The organism is Ureibacillus endophyticus (genome assembly GCF_003628435.1).
Classification (GTDB): domain Bacteria; phylum Bacillota; class Bacilli; order Bacillales_A; family Planococcaceae; genus Ureibacillus; species Ureibacillus endophyticus.
The window spans coordinates 38324-56944 of sequence record NZ_RBZN01000002.1; the positions used below are offsets into that span (position 1 = coordinate 38324).

The following is an 18621-nucleotide window of genomic DNA, read 5'->3' on the forward strand; positions in this document are numbered from 1 at the left end:
GTTCTTAATTAATAGTAAATTACTTATGATGATTTATTAAGAACAAGACTTTAAAGGAGATTTAACATGACAATTTTAACAACAATAACCATTCTAGCAATATCTTTTATCGCTTCTGTGGTTTTAGCACCAATAGCAATTCCAATTCTACGTAGATTGAAGTTTGGACAGAGTATCCGCGAAGAAGGCCCGCAGTCGCATATGAAAAAAGCTGGAACACCAACGATGGGTGGTATTATCTTTCTAATATCTATCATTGCTACGACGGTAATTGTTGGGAATATTTATAACTTGTTTACAACTCAGTCAGTTGTAATGATACTTGTATTAGCAGGCTTTGGGTTAATCGGGTTTTTAGACGATGGAATCAAAGTTATTTTTAAACGTAATCTTGGGTTAACTTCTATCCAAAAGTTAATTGGTCAAATTATTATTTCAATTGCTGCTTTCCTATTATTACGTTTAGGGACATTTGATACATCAATAAGTATCCCTTTTACAGATATCTCTATTGATTTTGGGATTTTATATGTAGGTTTTTTAATTTTCTGGTTAGTTGGTTTTTCTAATGCTGTCAACTTAACGGATGGATTAGATGGCTTAGTTGCTGGTACTGCATCTATTGCATTTACCGCATTTGGGGTCATCGCGTTATTTAATGAACAGCATGACGTTGCACTATTTACTTTTGCAGTAACAGGTGCATTATTAGGTTTCTTAATTTTCAATGCGAACCCTGCAAAAGTATTTATGGGTGATACAGGGTCCCTTGCTTTAGGGGGATCCCTGGCACTTGTATCTGTAATAGTGAAAGAAGAATTATTACTTTTATTGATTGGGTTAGTTTTTGTGATTGAAACACTTTCGGTTATTTTACAAGTAGGCAGTTATAAATTGCGTAAAAAACGCATATTCAAAATGAGTCCGATACATCACCATTTTGAGTTATCTGGGTGGTCCGAACGTAAAGTAGTTGGAGTATTTTGGTCCACAGCATTAGTTGTCGCATTAATTGCAGTATTAACGGAGGCCTTAATATGATTCAAATTTCAAATTTCCAACATAAAAAAGTTTTAGTACTCGGATTAGCAAAAAGTGGTGTTGCTGCATCAGAGCTCCTACATCAGTTAGGAGCTTTCGTTACGGTGAATGATTCAAAGCCATTTGATGAAAATCCTCAAGCACAGGAACTCCTGAAAAAGGGGATAACTGTTATTTGTGGTAGACATCCAGAAGATTTATTAGATGAAGGATTTGAATTAATTGTAAAAAATCCAGGGATTCCTTATTCAAATCCGATTATTGTGGATGCAATCAATCGAGGATTACCTGTAATTACTGAAGTGGAACTTGCTTATTTAATAAGTGAAGCGCCAATTATTGGAATAACAGGAACAAATGGAAAAACGACTACGACAACTTTAATTTTTGAAATGTTAAATAACGGTCAAAAACAACCCTTAATCGCTGGTAATATTGGAACAGTTGCATGTGGAGTCGCTGCAGAAGCGAAAAAAGAAAATGTCATTGTTACGGAGCTCTCTTCATTCCAGTTAATGGGAACAATTGAGTTTAAACCAAATATCGCAATTTTAACAAATTTATATGATGCGCATTTGGACTACCATGGTACTTTCGAGGAATATGCAGAAGCGAAATTTAATATTACAAAAAATCAGGATGAAAACGATTGGCTCATTTATAATGCAAGTCAGGAAGTCGTAAAGAAATTTGCTGATCGATCAAAGGCTCAGAAAGTTCCATTTAACTCAAATGGTCGTACTGAAGAGGGTATTAGTGCAGATGAAGAAACAATTTATTGGATGGGAAAACCATACTTAAGTCGTTTGAACATTGCTTTACCAGGGAAACATAACTTAGAAAATGCTTTAGCAGCAATAGCCGCTTGTATCCTATATGGTTGTGATAAATCGGCGATTGAAGAAGTATTAAAAACATTTACAGGTGTTCGACACCGTACACAATTTGTTCGTGAATGGAATGGACGTAAATTTTATAATGATTCAAAAGCTACGAACTGTTTGGCGACAAAGGTGGCATTAAATGCTTTCCAACAGCCAATTATTTTAATTGCTGGAGGACTTGATCGTGGCCATTCCTTTGAAGAGCTCCGAGATTCTATGCAATATGTAAAGGCTGTTGTGGCATATGGGCAAACAGGGGAACGTTTTATTGAATTTGCAAAGTCTTGTGGTATTGAACAAACAATCCTTGCCCAAGATGTTGAAGATGCTGTTGTAAAAGCAGTTCCACTTTCAGAAAGTGGAGAAGTGATATTATTATCACCTGCATGTGCAAGTTGGGACCAATATAAAAGTTTTGAAGTTCGCGGAGATTTGTTTATTAATGCGGTTATGAATCTTTAAGATTTGTGCTTAGTACAATGTTCAATTGTATCTAAGCACAAATATAGCTATATGAAAAGTTCTTACGAAAGGATGCCTTCACTGAAGTTTACCTATAAAAGGCTTTTTATTATATCAGCATTTCTTTTGTCACTAATGGGAATTCTCTTTATTTATTCAGCGGGTACATATTGGAGTTCAATTCATTATGAAGGACAAATGCCGTTCTATTTGAAGCAACTAATTTATTTAATTTTAGCCATTGCAGTATTTCTTACAGTTGCCAATATGCCTACATTTACAATGGAAAAGACTTGGATTACTCTATATGTATTTTCGTTAATTTTATTGGTTTTAGTACTTGTACCTGGTATTGGTTTGGTGCGTAATGGTTCTCAAAGTTGGATTGGGTTAGGTCCATTAACCATTCAACCAGCAGAATTAGCTAAAATAACAACATTGATGTATTTAAGTTTTCTATTAGGCAAGGTAAAAAATGACGAACGAGTTGTACAAATAAAACATTTTTTAATCATCATTCTTCCATGTGCATTAATTATGTTACAACCTGACTTTGGTTCAGTATTCATTTTAGTTGTTTCGGCATTTATCTTATTGTTTATTGCTAGATACCCAATTAAGCTATATGTCGGGTTTATTGTGATGGGAGTAATTGGCTTAATTGCTTTAATTGCTTCTGCTCCTTATCGATTAAAACGTATTGAAGCTTTTATCAATCCATGGGAAGATCCGTTAGGAAGTGGTTTCCAAGCAGTACAATCATTACTTGCGATAGGTCCTGCTGGATTACTTGGCCATGGGTTTCAAGAGAGCCGCCAAAAATTCCTGTATCTACCAGAACCACAGAACGACTTTATTTTTTCCATTATTTTAGAGGAAATTGGTTTTTTAGGTGGTTGTGTTGTATTAGTGCTTTTTGGTTTATTTATTTATTCTGGTTGTGGACTTGCACTGCAATCATTAAAAAGTTCAGATTTTTATGCGATATCTGCTTTAGTGGGCATGGTCGGGTTCCAAGCTTGTTTAAATATTGGCGTAGTAATTGGATTAATACCTGTAACCGGAGTAACACTACCATTTATTAGCTACGGTGGAACATCTTTGATGATTATATGGTTTGTGGTAGCGATTGTTGTTGGATTTGCTAATCGAACCAATTCTGTATAAAAGGAAGGGGGAGTAAAAATATGGATAAAGTAATTGATATTGAAGATCGCATACCAACATTAAGAGAAAAGAGAAGAAAAAGAACAAACTTTAAATTTATGATATTAATCATTCTGTTTTTCCTCACTTTATTTTTACTCCTTTATTTCCAATCTCCATACAGTGAAATAAATAAAATTAAAATTACTGGGTCCAATCTTGTTGAAGACAAAGACTATATAAAACAATCTCAACTACAAATTGGAGACTCAATGTGGGGGTTTAATGTTGGTGATGTTGAAGAAAGAATAGCGAAACAATATTGGGTTAAAGATGTGGAAGTAAAAAGAAAATGGTTAACCACTGTAGAAATAAAAGTTAATGAATGGCAAAAGGTTGCTTATATTTCTCTTGATAATGAATTCTATCCAATGTTAGAAAATGGTGATGTATTCAAAGAATCGAATACATTGGAACCCATCGATGCACCATTATTTTTACAATTTGACGATGAAAAATTAAGGAAAAGGCTATTGAAGGAATTGGCAAAATTAGATTCCACTGTTCTTGCCTTAATATCTCAAATTAATTCTACTCCATCTAGTGCAGATCCGTATTCAATCACACTATACATGAATGATGGTTACGAAGTACGTGCCGAAATAACAACTTTAGCAGAGAAGTTAAACTTTTACCCATCAATCGTTGCTCAAATCGAAAATTCATCAGATTATAGTAAAGGCATTATTGATATCGAGGTAGGTTCTTACTATAAAACATTTAACGATGAATATACACAACTGGATATTAATTTTGAAGAAATGGATGCACAAGAACAGGAAGTGTTAGTCGATGAAGAAGCGCAATTACAATAGCAAATTTACGAAAAAACAGTTCATCGTACTAATTGTATGTATAAGCACAGGATTTATGATTGGTTATTCCTATAATCTTGCAAAAGATGAAGTGAAAATGAATTCGAATTACCTTGAGCAAGAAGAATCCTATAGAGAAGAGTTAATTTCCCAGCAAGAAAGAAATAAAGAACTTACGGAAGAACTTATTGCTTTACAAACGAAGAGAAGAGAATATGAAAAAGACTTTGCAGAAAATGAAGAAGAATATGAACATTTGCTTAAAGAGGCTGAAAATTTACGCTTATTACTAGGAGAAATTCCTGCGCATGGTGAAGGAATACGTGTCACTTTAAAAGATGGAGAATATAATCCAAATTCAACAAATCCCAATGAATATATCGTTCATGAAAGTCATGTTTTCAACGTCATAAATGAATTAAAAGTATCCGGAGCAGAAGCAATTTCAATTAATGGACAAAGACTTAAATCGAATTCATACATCAGATGTAATGGACCCGTTATTACAATAGATGGTAAACAATATCCTGCTCCATTTATTATTGAAGCAGTTGGCGATCAAGAAACGTTAATTTCTGCTCTAAAAATTACTGGTGGAGTTTTTGACCAATTACTGAACGATCGAATTGTTGTAACAATTGAAGAGAATGATTATATTCAAATGCCTTCAATAAATGATGAGTAGAACACCTCCTTTATTCAACGGACAAACCCATAAAATAACAGATATAGGAGGGATTTGTAATTGAATAAAAGAATAGTTATTAGAATAACAATTGTATCATTTATTGTAGGGCTAATGATTGCAGTTCAATATAATACGATTCAAAATCCAGCAGAAAGAGATACAAGAGACCTTTGGGAAATACGTCAGGAACTATCGGAAGAAAAAAAACGGCATTCAGAATTATTATCAGAAATAGTTTCTTTAAAATCTATTGTTAATGAATACGAAAATGATGACAAAGACAACCAGGCGCAAATATTAAAGAATACAGTAGAGGACTTAAAAATTCGAGCAGGTCTTGAAGCTGTATCGGGTCCAGGAGTAATTTTAAAAATTGAACCAGCAATGGAATTAGTTGCGTTAGGATTAGAAGTAGAGTCTATTCCGCCTGATTTATTAATTCGATTAGTTAATGAAATTTATCGATACCACGGTATTTACATTGAAATTGATGGGCAAAGACTTGTTCATACATCTGCTATTCGGGATATTAATGGTAAGACTACTATAAACGGATTTGCCATTAACAAATCAAATGTAGAAATTCGCGTCATTACTGAAAGCTATGAAAAAGCAGAAAAACTTTATGGTTATTTATATGCTTCTACATTTAGCGATGATTTTTATCTTGATAACTTACATTTAATAATTAACAAACCAGTTACAAAATTAACAATTCAAGAGTATGACGGAAAATTATCAAATACATTTTTGGTTGAAAACAATAAAGGGGAATAAAAATGTGGTTACCATTTTTAGGTTTACTTTTAGGACTAGCGTTAGGCTTACTTACGGATATTCAAATTCCTGTAGTATATGAAAATTATCTATCCATTGCTGTGTTAGCTGCTCTTGATACAATTTTTGGTGGAATTAGAGCGAATTTGCAACAAGTATATGATGATAAAGTTTTTCTTTCAGGATTTTTCTTCAACATTGCATTAGCTGCGGGTTTAGCCTTTTTAGGTGTACATCTCGGAGTTGACCTTTATTTAGCTGCAATTTTTGCATTTGGTGTACGATTATTTCAAAATATTGCAGTTATTCGACGAATTTTGATAACAAAATGGGAAGAGAGACATATAAAAAAGGGTGAAAATACAGTATAATAGCTATAAAATTATATAGTATACATGAATTTACTTAGACAATAGCTAGGAATTACAATAGAATAAAAAATAGGAGCAATCGAAGGAGGTGCGGTAGGTGAATCATCAAGATATTTATATTTCTCTAGATATTGGTTCATCTTCTATTAAAGTTCTGATAGGAGATATTACAAATAATCAACTACATGTAATCGGCGTTGGTAACGTAAAGTCTAATGGCATACGTAAAGGTGCTATTGTCGATATCGATGCAACAGTGCAAGCTATTAGAAAAGCTGTCGATCAAGCAGAACGAATGACAGGTATTAAAATAGATGAGGTTATACTTGGTATACCCGCAAATCAAACTACTCTTCAACCAGTTAAGGGTGTTGTCGCTGTAAATAGTGAGAACAGAGAAATTACTGATGAAGATTTAGAAAGAGTTATTGAATCCGCACAAGTTATGTCGATTCCACCAGAACGCGAATTAGTAAATTTAATCCCACGCCAATTTATCGTTGATAACTTAGACGAAATTAAAGATCCTCGTGGTATGATTGGGATTCGCCTAGAAATGGATGCTACAATGATTACAACGTCTAAAACATTAGTTCATAATGTGTTGCGTTGTGTAGAACGTGCTGGCTTACAAATAAGAGAAATTTATTTACAACCATTAGCTGCAGGTTTCTTTGCCTTGACTGAAGATGAAAAAAATCAAGGTACAGCATTTATTGATTTAGGTGGCGGTTCCACAACTATTGCAGTTTTTGAAGATGGATTATTAACACGAACAGGAGTTATCCCTGTTGGTGGAGAACATATAACTAAGGATTTATCAATAGTATTAAAAACCCCTACTGAACAAGCAGAATCAATAAAAAAACAATTTGGACATGCTTTTTATGATGAGGCTTCAGATGATGAAATCTTTGAAGTCCCTGTTTCTGGAACAGATGTGACAGAACAATATAGTCAGAAGTTCATTTCAGAAATAATTGGTGTTCGATTGGAAGAAATGTTTGAACTTGTATTAGACGAACTTGCTAGATTAGGGGTACGTGATTTACCAGGTGGAGTAGTACTTACAGGTGGGGTTGCACAGTTAGAAGGTATCGCACAACTTGCACGTCAAGTTATGCAAACACGTGTAAGAATTTATACTCCTGATTATATCGGTGTACGTGAACCAGCATTTACAACTGCAGTTGGCTTAATAAGATATGCACATTCTGAGGATGAATTTTACGGTAGAAGCCCGAAACAAACACCTGTTTATGCATCAATTGGAGCAGGTTCCACTCCTCCTAAGAAACAAACGAATACTTCTGAAAAAGAAAACAATCCTAATAAACCAAGTGTAATAAACAGAGCGAAAAAACTATTTGATAAGTTTTTTGAATAACTATTTGAAAGACTAGTGTAGCAGGAGGAGAAACTATGTTAGAATTCGATACGAGTATAGATCAGATGGCCAATATCAAAGTAATTGGTGTTGGCGGTGGCGGTAATAATGCGGTAAATAGAATGATTGAACACGGCGTTCAAGGAGTAGATTTTATCGCAGTTAATACTGATGCCCAAGCTTTAAATCTATCAAAAGCAGAATATAAATTACAGATTGGTAATAAATTAACACGTGGACTTGGTGCAGGTGCAAACCCTGAAGTAGGTAAAAAAGCTGCAGAAGAAAGTCGTGAGCAAATTGAAGAAGTTTTACGTGGTGCAGACATGGTGTTCGTAACTGCTGGTATGGGTGGTGGAACTGGTACAGGTGCAGCACCAGTCATCGCTTCAATTGCACGTGACTTAGGCGCGTTAACAGTTGGTGTTGTAACACGCCCATTCTCTTTTGAAGGACGTAAACGCCAAACACAAGCAATTGGTGGTATCTCGGCGATGAAAGAGTCTGTTGACACACTAATTGTTATACCAAATGATAAATTACTTCAAATCGTTGATAAAAGTACACCTATGCTTGAAGCATTCCGTGAAGCAGATAACGTATTACGCCAAGGGGTTCAAGGTATTTCCGACTTAATCGCAACTCCTGGATTAATAAACTTAGACTTTGCAGACGTGAAAACAATTATGTCTGACAAAGGTTCAGCCTTAATGGGTATCGGTATTGCTACAGGTGAAAATCGAGCTACTGAAGCTGCCAAAAAAGCGATTTCAAGTCCACTTCTTGAAACTTCAATTGATGGAGCAAAAGGCGTAATTATGAATATTACAGGTGGTTCAAACTTAAGTTTATTTGAAGTACAGGAAGCAGCAGACATCGTTGCATCTGCATCAGATGAAGAAGTGAATATGATTTTCGGTTCTGTTATCAATGAGAATTTAAATGATGAAATTATTGTAACAGTAATTGCTACTGGTTTCTCAGACGATATCATTTCACAACAACAACGTCAACAATCTTCACGCCCAATAGGTGGTGGTCTTCGTGGTGGCCAACAAGCAGCGCCACAGCAACCACAATCATCTATTCGTGAAAGAGTACAAGAACCTGTACAACAACAACCAGAACCAACTCGTCAAGTACAGCAACAGCAAGATGATTTATTAGATATTCCTACATTTTTACGCAATAGACGTAATCGTGGATAAAAAGTATTCGACAAAAAGAGGCATCTCATCGAAAAAGATGGGATGGCTTTTTTTATTGTTAAAATTTAGTAGATATTAATCTTAATCGAATCTCAATGTCTAGAACTTTAAATGTTAACAAGTAAAGAGTATATTCATTCCTGTTTATTTCGATTAAATGTTTTCTATACAAGTTATTTCTTTCTATTAGTTTGTAACTATATGTCAAAAAAGTTAGATTTGCAGAAAATAGTGTCAAAATTATTTTTAGTATAACTACAATGGTTTGACATTTTCCTCGTGATGCTAGTGTTAATCTTTTAATAGGAGGACGCCAAAATGATTGGAGAATTACTCGTACTATACAATACGTTGTTTAATTATTTTTTATTAAAGTTTACGCAAGAAATAACGGGATTGTATGTAAAGAGGAGTAGATTGCTTCTAAGTGCGTTTTGTAGTGGATTAATAGCATCGATTTTTTATAAGTCATTATTAGGTGCTTTGCTTAGTTTTATTGTATTAATTGGGCTCGCGTTTTCTTTTCGCATCCAATCGTTGTTAAAGCAAGGAACTGTTCTTTTTATCACTACGTTTTTCCTCGGCGGCGTTTTAACAAGCATATTACCCTTTTTACTCAATCAATCCAAACTAACATTTTTTGTTCTTTCAACTGCAGTCGCTTTTCTTAGTTTAACAACGATACACTCCAAATGGAGAAAAATGATGCAAGCAAAAATTCAGCATTCATTTGTAGTGGATTGTGAGCTTGAAATTTTTAAACAAAAATATTGCTTAAAAGGTTTCATTGATACTGGGAATGAGTGTATAGAACCTTTAAGTGGGAAGCCGGTACATTTTCTCTCATATAATGCAATAGCAAATGAAATACCAAAAGAAATTAATGAAGCGCTATTAGCTTGGGATGAAAATAACCCTTACCAGTTAACAATGTTTCCTTCGTTCATTTATCCGAAAATTCGAATATTATCTTTATCTACGGTTCAAAAAGAGAGGTCGACAGTGTTGGCTTTTCGTTTTGATCGACTAAAGATAAAAGGAACTACGGATAAAGAAATTTTTGAACAATATGTTGTTTTGACTAGGCATGATGCGAGATATCCACAAAATGCACAGATGATTCTTCACGTTTTAGCGTTGTGAAATTCGAGCATAAAGGGGGAAAATGATTGTTTAATAAATTAATCGACCTATTTAGAAAAATCTGGAGTAAGTTTCGTACTAAAGGAACATACTATATAGGAGGGCACGATTCATTGCCAGTACCATTGACACGAGAAGAAGAAATGACAGTTATTGAAGCCTTTATGAATGGTGATTTGAGAGCTAGGGATACATTAATTGAAAGAAATTTACGTCTAGTTGTATATATTGCAAGACGTTTTGATAATACTGGAACACCAATTGAAGATTTAATTAGCATTGGATCAATCGGACTTATTAAAGCTATTGAAACATTTAATACAGAAAAAAATATTAAACTTGCCACTTATGCTTCACGTTGTATCGAAAATGAGATTTTAATGCATTTACGTAAAACAAGTCGTATGAAAGGCGAAGTTTCATTAGACGAGCCGTTGAACTCTGATCCGGATGGTAACGAACTTTTACTTTCTGATATTCTAGGTACAGAAGAGCAAATTATTATGAATGATGTAGAAAAGAAAATTGAAAGAGCTACAATGTTTAATGCAATTAACGGCTTAAGTGAACGTGAACGATATATAATGGAATGCCGATTTGGTCTAAATGGTAAACAAGAAATGACACAAAAAGAAGTAGCAGACCATTTAGGTATCTCGCAATCATATATTTCCCGACTTGAAAAGAAAATTATTTTAGATTTACGTGAGCATTTAAATCAACCTATTTCATAAGTTACTGGATGAAATTGGACGAGTAAAACGTGCATATTCTTCTTTTTTCCGGACAAACTGAAAAAACAGTTCAGAGATAAAAAACTAGTTCGGAGGAAAAGAAGATGGTTCGTACTAAAGTAGAACTTTGTGGTGTAGATACTGCTTCTTTGCCAGTTCTAAAACATGAAGAGATGAGAGAGCTGTTCATTCGCCTACAATCTGGAGAAGAGTGGGTAAGAGATGAACTAGTCATTTGCAACTTACGTCTAGTATTAAGTATTGTCGGTAGATTTTCTTACCGAGGTGAACAAGCCGATGATTTATTCCAAGTTGGTTGTATTGGATTATTAAAGGCTATTGACCACTTTGATTTAAAGCATAATGTTCGATTTTCAACATATGCTGTTCCAATGATTATAGGTGAGATTAGAAGGCATTTACGAGACCATCATGCTTTACGTGTCTCTAGATCCTTACGAGACATTGCTTACAAAGCAATGCAAGCAAAGGAAAAGTTTATCTCAGAAAATTTATATGAACCAACCATTGAACAGTTGGCAGAAGCTATTGAGATGAAAAAGGAAGATGTATTATATGCACTTGATGCAATCCAAGATCCTCTTTCATTGCAAGAGCCAATCTATTCTGATGGTGGAGATGCCGTATATATTATGGACCAATTAAAAGATGATGATGTGTCAGAAGATCAATGGGTTGCATACGTTAGTGTGAAGGAAAGTATGCAAAAACTTGATGAAAGACAACAAATGATTCTTTCCAAACGATTCTATTACGGTGAAACACAAACTGAAATTGCAAAATCACTCGGTATTTCTCAAGCTCAAATTTCAAGGCTAGAGAAAAATGCCATTGAGACTATGCAAAAAGATTATAAGTTAGGTTAAGTATTGTAGCGCACTATAAAAGGTGCGCTTTTATTTATTTTTAAAAAATAAAAGCAATATTTCATAAAAAAATTAATATATTTTTAAGAAGGAACAATTTATTGAAAACGAATCGAACTAATTACTTTAAAAACATAATAGATTATCGACCTAATTATAAAAAGAAGGGAGATTAATTTGCGATTTTCTGCTGTACAACAAAAAGAAATTATTGAGGCTGGTAATGGCCGATTTGTTGGATATATTATCGATGCAGAGGTGGACGAAAATACAGGTTCTATCACTGCTTTTCTCGTTGCTGAACCAAAAAAGTTTATGTCATTCTTACAAAATGATGAACATGTGAGAAAAGTCCTGATTAGTGATATACTGGTAATAGGCAAAGATGTAATATTAGTAAAAGAGATTTCTTAATAGGTCATGCTATTCATTGAAAATTACTATACAGCTTGATACAATTAAGGAAACTATTGATGTAAAGTTGGGTTTAAAGTGACAAAGATAAGTGATAATTTAGAAATTATTCAAAATAAAATAGAAACTGCAAAAAAGAAAGCTCAAATGACTCAGGATGTAGAGATAATTGCGGTAACAAAGCAAGTTACAGTTGCAAGAACAACTGAAGCCCTAGAAGCTGGACTACTTCATTTAGGTGAAAATCGTCCAGAAGGATTATTGACTAAAAAGGGCGAAATTAATAATAAAGCCATTTGGCATTATATTGGTTCTTTACAAACTAGAAAAGTAAAACAAGTAATTAATGAAATTGATTATCTTCATTCACTAGATCGTATGAGTTTAGCTGAAGAAATTAATAAACGAGCGGAAAAACCAATAAACTGTTTCGTTCAAGCAAATGTCTCAGGGGAAGAGTCAAAACATGGGTTGAGTACAGAAGAAGTAATTCCATTTATACAATCGTTAGCTCAGTACGATAAAATTCATGTTGTGGGCCTTATGACAATGGCACCTAATACTGAAGATGAAGCCGTTATAAGAAAAGTATTTCGTGATTTGAAAAACTTACAGACACAAGTAATAGAATTAGGGTTAGACTATGCTCCTTGTAAAGAACTTTCAATGGGGATGTCAAATGACTATGAAATTGCGGTAGAAGAAGGTGCGACGTTTGTAAGAATTGGAACAGCTCTTGTTGGATAGAAAAGAGGGGATACTAGATGAGTATGAAAAACAAAATAAAAAATTTCTTTTACCTTGAAGAAGAAGATGAAGAAGTGCAAGAAATTGCAACATCAAGTAAACCAGTAAGTATCACCAAAGAGCAACCTATTGTAAAATCACGCCCTAAAAAAGAACGTAAACTTATTGAAGTGGAACAGAATTCTCACTTAAATGTTGTTAGTTTACAAACTGCAAATTCTATAAAACAATCAAAGGTTGTTATCGTTGAGCCTAGAGTGTATGCAGAAGCTCAAGACATATCTGACCATTTAAAAAATAAGCGTGCTACTATCGTTAATTTACAAAGAATCGATCGTGAAGCAGGTGTGCGTATTATAGATTTTTTAAGTGGTACTGTTTATGCCTTAGGAGGAGATATTCAACGAATTGGTACGGATATTTTCCTATGTACTCCAGATAATGTTGAGGTATCCGGTGAGGTTTCGAACTATCTGTACGACGATATACAATAGATTAGCGAGGTTAACAATTTAATGCTTTATTATTCCATAATAAATTTCATTGCGGCAGCATTTACAATTTATCAATTTATGATAATTATCTATATCTTTATGTCATGGGTTCCAAATATTCGAAATTCAACAGTTGGAGAGTATTTAGGAAAACTTGTTGAACCTTATTTAGGAATTTTTAGAAAATTTATTCCACCTATTGGTATGATTGATATTTCACCAATTGTAGCCCTTTTATTACTACGTTATATACAAATGGGCTTATTAATTGTAGTTGAGAAAGTATATTTTATGTTTGCATAGGTTTTCGTTCAAATCCCTACTAATTTTGTTGTGGGGATTTTCTTTTATTATTTTTTCAACTGAACATACTATTGTTTATAAGGTGGAGTGAATTAATGGAACATTTAATCCAACATTTTCGAAAAGATGAACAACCCTTTATTGAAAAAGTAATTGGCTGGCAAAGAGAAGTAGAAGATCGTTTTGCACCAAAATTAACAGATTATTTAGATCCCCGCGAGCGCTTCATTGTTAACTCGGTTATAGGGCAAAGTAATGAAATAAAAATCGTAGCAGATGGTGGTTTTCTTGATGCTGAAAGACAACGTATGTTAATCGCTCCTAATTACTTTGAACCAACAAAAGAGGATTTTCAAATCTCCATTTTTTCTGTGAACTATCCTTCAAAATTTGTTAATTTAAAACATCCTGATATCTTAGGTGCATTATTATCAATAGGTTTAAATCGTGGGAAATTCGGGGATATCCATATTGATGGTGATACCATCCAGATTTCAGTAGCACAAGAAATAGAAGAATATGTCGCGATGAATTTAACGAGTATCGGTAAGGCAAAAGTACAACTAGAAAAAGTAGATGAAGAGTCGAAATTAATTAAAATGGTTCAAGAATGGGTAAGTAAATCATATACTATTTCGTCGATGAGATTAGATACTGTTCTTGCATCAATTTTTAATGTTTCAAGACAAAAATCCCAGAATCTAATTAATGCTGACAAAGTAAAGGTTAATTGGACAATAATTGATGATACTTCATTTGAACTTCAAGAAGGGGATATCGTATCAGTCCGAGGTTTAGGAAGAGTAAAAATCCTTATGACAGAAGGTAGGACGAAAAAGGATAAAATTCGACTTCAAATAGGTCGTTTAGAGCAAAAATAGCAGATTACAGTGAAAACTTACGAAAACTTGATGTCAAGGAACAGTTAGCGAGTTATAATAGTTTTATATATTTAAAAGAGAGAAGGAGTGTTGACCAATGCCATTATCACCTCTTGATATACATAATAAGGAGTTTACTCGGGGTTTTCGCGGTTATGCGGAAGATGAAGTAAATGAATTTTTGGATCAGATTATAAAAGATTATGAGATCATTTTGCGTGAAAAAAAGGAACTTGAAGAAAAAGTAAAGTCAATGACGGAGCAAATGAATCGCTACAACATTTTAGAGGAAACACTACAAAAATCAATTATTGTTGCTCAAGAGGCTGCAGAAGAAGTTCGTCGTAATTCACAACAAGAAGCAAAATTAATCATAAAAGAAGCCGAAAAAAATGCTGATCGAATTGTTAATGATGCATTGGGTAAAGCACGTAAAATTGCCATAGAGATAGATGAATTAAAGAAACAATCAAAAGTATTCCGTAACCGCTTCAAAATGTTAGTAGAAGCCCAATTAGATTTATTAAATACAGATGATTGGGAGCACTTAATGGAATATGATATCGGTTTAACGGACATTCAAAATCATGTACGAAACGATCAGGGCAATGTTGAACTATCGAAAGAAGAATTAGATAATCTTTTATAATTAATTCTTGTATGTTGAAGTTTCGTGTGAAATAAGAAAAAGGGAGAGTTTAACAAACCGCCTCATTTTCTTTTTTACTTGACTCATTTTATCTATTTCCATATACTGATACACGAGTATAAAAATTTGTATATTTAATTAGCATTGACGGAGACAGTACTTATTGAAGGTGGACTAAGCGATTCGAGGATGGTGCAAGCTCGAACGAAACTATCAAAAAGGAAAATCACTCCGGAGCTAAATCGCTGAAAAAGTGATGAATCAGTTTAAGTAAGCGATTTCGTATTTCACGACGTTACAGTGTCTAAGAGGCAAGTTAATTTTTTTAACTTGTAAATTAGGGTGGTACCACGAGTAAAAGTTTCTCGTCCCTTTGAGGGATGAGAAACTTTTTTTATTTCTCTTAAATTACCACATTATGTTTTTCAACCTGAACACTTATACATTTAGGAGGATTTTTTAATGGTAGAGTATAAAGATACGTTATTAATGCCAAAAACAGATTTCCCAATGCGCGGAAATTTACCAGCAAATGAACCAAAAATGCAAGAAAAATGGGATGCAATGGACATCAATAAACTTGTAAATGAACGTACAAAAGATCGTCCTCATTTTGTTTTACATGATGGCCCTCCATATGCAAATGGAGATATCCATATTGGTCACGCATTAAATAAAGTAATTAAAGATATGATTAACCGTCATCGTTCAATGACAGGTTACCATGTACCATATATTCCAGGCTGGGATACTCATGGTTTACCGATTGAGCAAGCATTAACTAATAAAGGTGTTAAGCGTAAAGAATTAACGATTGCTGAATTTCGTGAGCTTTGTGAAAAGTATGCTTACGAACAAATTGAAAATCAAATGGCTCAATTCAAACGTTTAGGTGTACGTGGAGATTGGGAAAATCCATATATTACGTTAAAACCTGAGTTTGAATCACGCCAAATTGAAGTATTTGGGAAAATGGCGGAAAAAGGCTATATTTACAAAGGTTTAAAACCAGTTTATTGGTCTCCATCTTCTGAATCTGCATTAGCAGAAGCTGAAATCGAATATAAAGATATTAAATCTCCGTCTATTTATGTAAGTTTTGAAATTAAAGATGCAAAAGGTGTCGTACCAGAAGATGCAAAGTTTATTATTTGGACGACAACACCATGGACAATTCCAGCAAACTTAGGGATTTCTTTAAATCCTGAAATTACGTATGTAGTCGTAGCTGTTGGCGATAAAAAATTCATTATTGCTAAAGATTTATTAAAATCTGTTTCTGAGACGCTAGAGTGGGAAAACCCAGAGGTAATTCAAGAAGTTCAAGGTCAAGAGTTAGAATATGTTGTTGCAAAACACCCTATTTATGATCGTGATTCTTTAGTGATGGTTGGTGATCATGTAACAACAGAAGCTGGTACAGGATGTGTTCATACGGCACCAGGTCACGGGGAAGATGACTTCATGGTAGGTAAAAGATATGGTCTTGAAGTTCTTAGCCCAGTAAATGACCAAGGTTGCTACACACATGAAGCACCAGGATTTGAAGGTATTTTCTATGATGATGCAAATAAAGTCATCACTGAAAAATTAAAAGAAGTAGGCGCATTAGAAAAATTATCATTCTTTACGCACTCATATCCACATGACTGGCGTACGAAAAAGCCAGTAATTTATCGTGCAACGCCACAATGGTTCTGTTCTGTTGAGGCATTCCGCGATCAATTATTAGAAGCGGTGGAAAATACAACATTTACTCCAGCATGGGGTGAAACTCGTCTTTACAATATGATTCGTGACCGTGGTGATTGGTGTATTTCAAGACAACGTGCATGGGGTGTACCAATTCCAGTATTCTATGCTGAGAATGGTGAAGAAATTATTACACCTGAAACAATTGCACATGTGTCTCAATTATTCCGCGAACATGGTTCAAATATCTGGTTCCAACGTGAAGCAAAAGATTTATTACCTGAAGGATTTACTCATCCAGGTAGTCCAAATGGCAAATTCACAAAAGAAAATGACATTATGGACGTTTGGTTCGACTCAGGTTCATCTCACCAAGGTGTACTGGTTGAACGTGGTATGAAATATCCAGCAGACCTTTACCTTGAAGGTTCTGACCAACATCGTGGATGGTTTAACTCATCATTAATTACTTCTGTGGCGATTAATGGTTATGCTCCTTATAAAGGATTATTAACACACGGATTCGTACTTGATGGTGAAGGACGTAAAATGAGTAAATCTTTAGGAAATGTTATCATTCCTGAAAAAGTAATGAACCAATACGGTGCTGACATTTTACGCTTATGGGTAGCATCTGTGGATTATACAGGTGACGTGCGAATTAGTATGGATATGTTAAAACAAATTTCAGAAGTATATCGTAAAATCCGAAATACGCTTCGTTTCTTACACGGTAACGTTTCTGACTTTAACCCAGCAACGGATCGTGTAGCTTATGAAGATTTAAACGAAATGGATCAATATATGTACATGCGCTTGCAAGATGTATTAAAAGCAGTGCGTAATGCTTACGATCGATATGAGTTTGCATCTGTATATCACACAATTAATAACTTTGTTGCAGTTGAATTATCTGCATTATACTTAGACGTTGCGAAGGACGTTGTTTATATTGAAGCAGTAGACAGCAAAAATCGCCGTGCTATGCAAACAGTGATGTATGATACTCTGCAAACATTATTAAAAGTGTTAACACCAATTTTACCGCATACTACAGATGAACTATGGTCTTACTTAAACGAAGAAGCAGTTTCTGTTCAATTAACAGACTTCCCTGAAGTAGATGAACGTGAAAACTTCCCACAATTACGTGCGAAATGGGAACGTTTAATTGAAGTTCGTGACGAAGTATTAAAAGCGTTAGAAGAAGCTCGTAACGCAAAAACAATTGGTAAATCTCTTGAAGCTAAGGTAACAATTTATGCAGATCAAGATGTTTTAGATTTACTAAATGAAGATGCAAAACAATTTGCACAAAGCTGTATCGTTTCTCAATTAGTTATTGCTGGTTCAAAAGATAGTGCCCCTAGCGATGCGCTTGTTCTAGAAAAAACTGCTATTTTAATCGAAAAAGCAGATGGTGAAAAATGTGAACGCTGCTGGTCTTACTCAGAATCAGTAGGGCAAAATGAAAATCATCCAACAATTTGTAGCCGTTGTGCAGAAGTAATAGAAAAACACTATGTTTAAATAAATGAAAAGAATGGGGCTGTCCAGTAAGATAGAACTTTACTGAACAGCCTTCTTCTTATGATAGTTAAAATTTAAAGTAATGCATTTTTCGTGCGATATTTGAAATAAATTTCCACAATCCGCGTTATATGTTTTATAAATGAAGTGTCTAAAAACAAGTATTCAGACACTTCATTTTTACCTATTACCTTTTTTTGGTGTACTTGAATGTTTTTATTACTTCTTGATTACCTAATTTACCTTAATTAATGCAATTCGTGTTTTTCTAATGGTAGAATGGGAGAGATTATAACAAACGGGGGAAT

The 18621-nt window shown here is 34.1% G+C and carries 19 protein-coding genes and 1 other annotated feature; all 19 genes read left to right on the plus strand.

Annotated elements, in window-relative coordinates:
• Positions 1–66: 66 nt before the first annotated feature.
• Complete coding sequence (gene mraY / locus D8M03_RS01420; protein WP_121212896.1) at positions 67–1041, plus strand: phospho-N-acetylmuramoyl-pentapeptide-transferase; 975 nt, start codon at positions 67–69, stop codon at positions 1039–1041.
• Complete coding sequence (murD, locus tag D8M03_RS01425) at positions 1038–2387, plus strand: UDP-N-acetylmuramoyl-L-alanine--D-glutamate ligase (RefSeq protein WP_121212897.1); 1350 nt, start codon at positions 1038–1040, stop codon at positions 2385–2387. Before mraY ends, murD begins: the two co-directional genes overlap by 4 nt.
• Before the next feature lie 72 nt (positions 2388–2459).
• A complete protein-coding gene (locus D8M03_RS01430; protein ID WP_121212898.1) occupies positions 2460–3554 on the plus strand; it encodes an FtsW/RodA/SpoVE family cell cycle protein in 1095 nt (364 codons plus the stop codon).
• A gap of 20 nt (positions 3555–3574) precedes the next feature.
• The gene (locus tag D8M03_RS01435; protein ID WP_121212899.1) at positions 3575–4408 is read left to right on the plus strand and encodes a cell division protein FtsQ/DivIB; all 834 of its coding nucleotides are present in this window, start codon (positions 3575–3577) and stop codon (positions 4406–4408) included.
• Complete coding sequence (locus D8M03_RS01440) at positions 4386–5093, plus strand: DUF881 domain-containing protein (RefSeq protein ID WP_121212900.1); 708 nt, start codon at positions 4386–4388, stop codon at positions 5091–5093. Before D8M03_RS01435 ends, D8M03_RS01440 begins: the two co-directional genes overlap by 23 nt.
• Before the next feature lie 60 nt (positions 5094–5153).
• Positions 5154–5873: a DUF881 domain-containing protein gene (locus D8M03_RS01445; RefSeq protein WP_245987401.1), complete on the plus strand. Its 720-nt coding sequence runs from the start codon at positions 5154–5156 to the stop codon at positions 5871–5873.
• Between the two features lie 2 nt (positions 5874–5875).
• On the plus strand, positions 5876–6244 hold the full coding sequence (locus D8M03_RS01450; protein WP_121212901.1) for a small basic family protein: 369 nt from the start codon (positions 5876–5878) through the stop codon (positions 6242–6244).
• 97 nt (positions 6245–6341) lie between these two features.
• Positions 6342–7631 (plus strand): cell division protein FtsA, encoded by a 1290-nt coding sequence (gene ftsA / locus D8M03_RS01455; protein WP_121212902.1) that lies wholly within the window; start codon positions 6342–6344, stop codon positions 7629–7631.
• Between the two features lie 35 nt (positions 7632–7666).
• Positions 7667–8839 carry a cell division protein FtsZ gene (gene ftsZ, locus D8M03_RS01460; RefSeq protein ID WP_121212903.1) on the plus strand — a complete coding sequence of 391 codons (1173 nt, stop codon included), beginning with the start codon at positions 7667–7669 and terminating at the stop codon, positions 8837–8839.
• A gap of 318 nt (positions 8840–9157) precedes the next feature.
• Positions 9158–9982: a sigma-E processing peptidase SpoIIGA gene (locus D8M03_RS01465; protein WP_121212904.1), complete on the plus strand. Its 825-nt coding sequence runs from the start codon at positions 9158–9160 to the stop codon at positions 9980–9982.
• Between the two features lie 26 nt (positions 9983–10008).
• Positions 10009–10716 (plus strand): RNA polymerase sporulation sigma factor SigE, encoded by a 708-nt coding sequence (sigE, locus tag D8M03_RS01470; RefSeq protein ID WP_097072056.1) that lies wholly within the window; start codon positions 10009–10011, stop codon positions 10714–10716.
• 104 nt (positions 10717–10820) lie between these two features.
• On the plus strand, positions 10821–11603 hold the full coding sequence (sigG, locus tag D8M03_RS01475; protein ID WP_121212905.1) for an RNA polymerase sporulation sigma factor SigG: 783 nt from the start codon (positions 10821–10823) through the stop codon (positions 11601–11603).
• 177 nt (positions 11604–11780) lie between these two features.
• Positions 11781–12017 (plus strand): PRC-barrel domain-containing protein, encoded by a 237-nt coding sequence (locus tag D8M03_RS01480; RefSeq protein ID WP_121212906.1) that lies wholly within the window; start codon positions 11781–11783, stop codon positions 12015–12017.
• A gap of 78 nt (positions 12018–12095) precedes the next feature.
• Positions 12096–12764 (plus strand): YggS family pyridoxal phosphate-dependent enzyme, encoded by a 669-nt coding sequence (locus tag D8M03_RS01485; RefSeq protein ID WP_121212907.1) that lies wholly within the window; start codon positions 12096–12098, stop codon positions 12762–12764.
• A gap of 17 nt (positions 12765–12781) precedes the next feature.
• A complete protein-coding gene (locus D8M03_RS01490; RefSeq protein ID WP_121212908.1) occupies positions 12782–13258 on the plus strand; it encodes a cell division protein SepF in 477 nt (158 codons plus the stop codon).
• A 21-nt stretch (positions 13259–13279) separates the two neighbouring features.
• Entirely contained in the window at positions 13280–13561 is a 282-nt protein-coding gene (locus D8M03_RS01495; RefSeq protein WP_121212909.1) for a YggT family protein, read from the plus strand.
• Positions 13562–13656: 95 nt separating this feature from the next.
• The gene (locus tag D8M03_RS01500) at positions 13657–14442 is read left to right on the plus strand and encodes a YlmH family RNA-binding protein (protein ID WP_121212910.1); all 786 of its coding nucleotides are present in this window, start codon (positions 13657–13659) and stop codon (positions 14440–14442) included.
• 97 nt (positions 14443–14539) lie between these two features.
• On the plus strand, positions 14540–15091 hold the full coding sequence (locus D8M03_RS01505) for a DivIVA domain-containing protein (protein WP_121212911.1): 552 nt from the start codon (positions 14540–14542) through the stop codon (positions 15089–15091).
• Positions 15092–15226: 135 nt separating this feature from the next.
• Positions 15227–15467 (plus strand) — a binding site (T-box leader).
• A gap of 86 nt (positions 15468–15553) precedes the next feature.
• Complete coding sequence (gene ileS / locus D8M03_RS01510; RefSeq protein ID WP_121212912.1) at positions 15554–18313, plus strand: isoleucine--tRNA ligase; 2760 nt, start codon at positions 15554–15556, stop codon at positions 18311–18313.
• Positions 18314–18621: the final 308 nt, after the last annotated feature.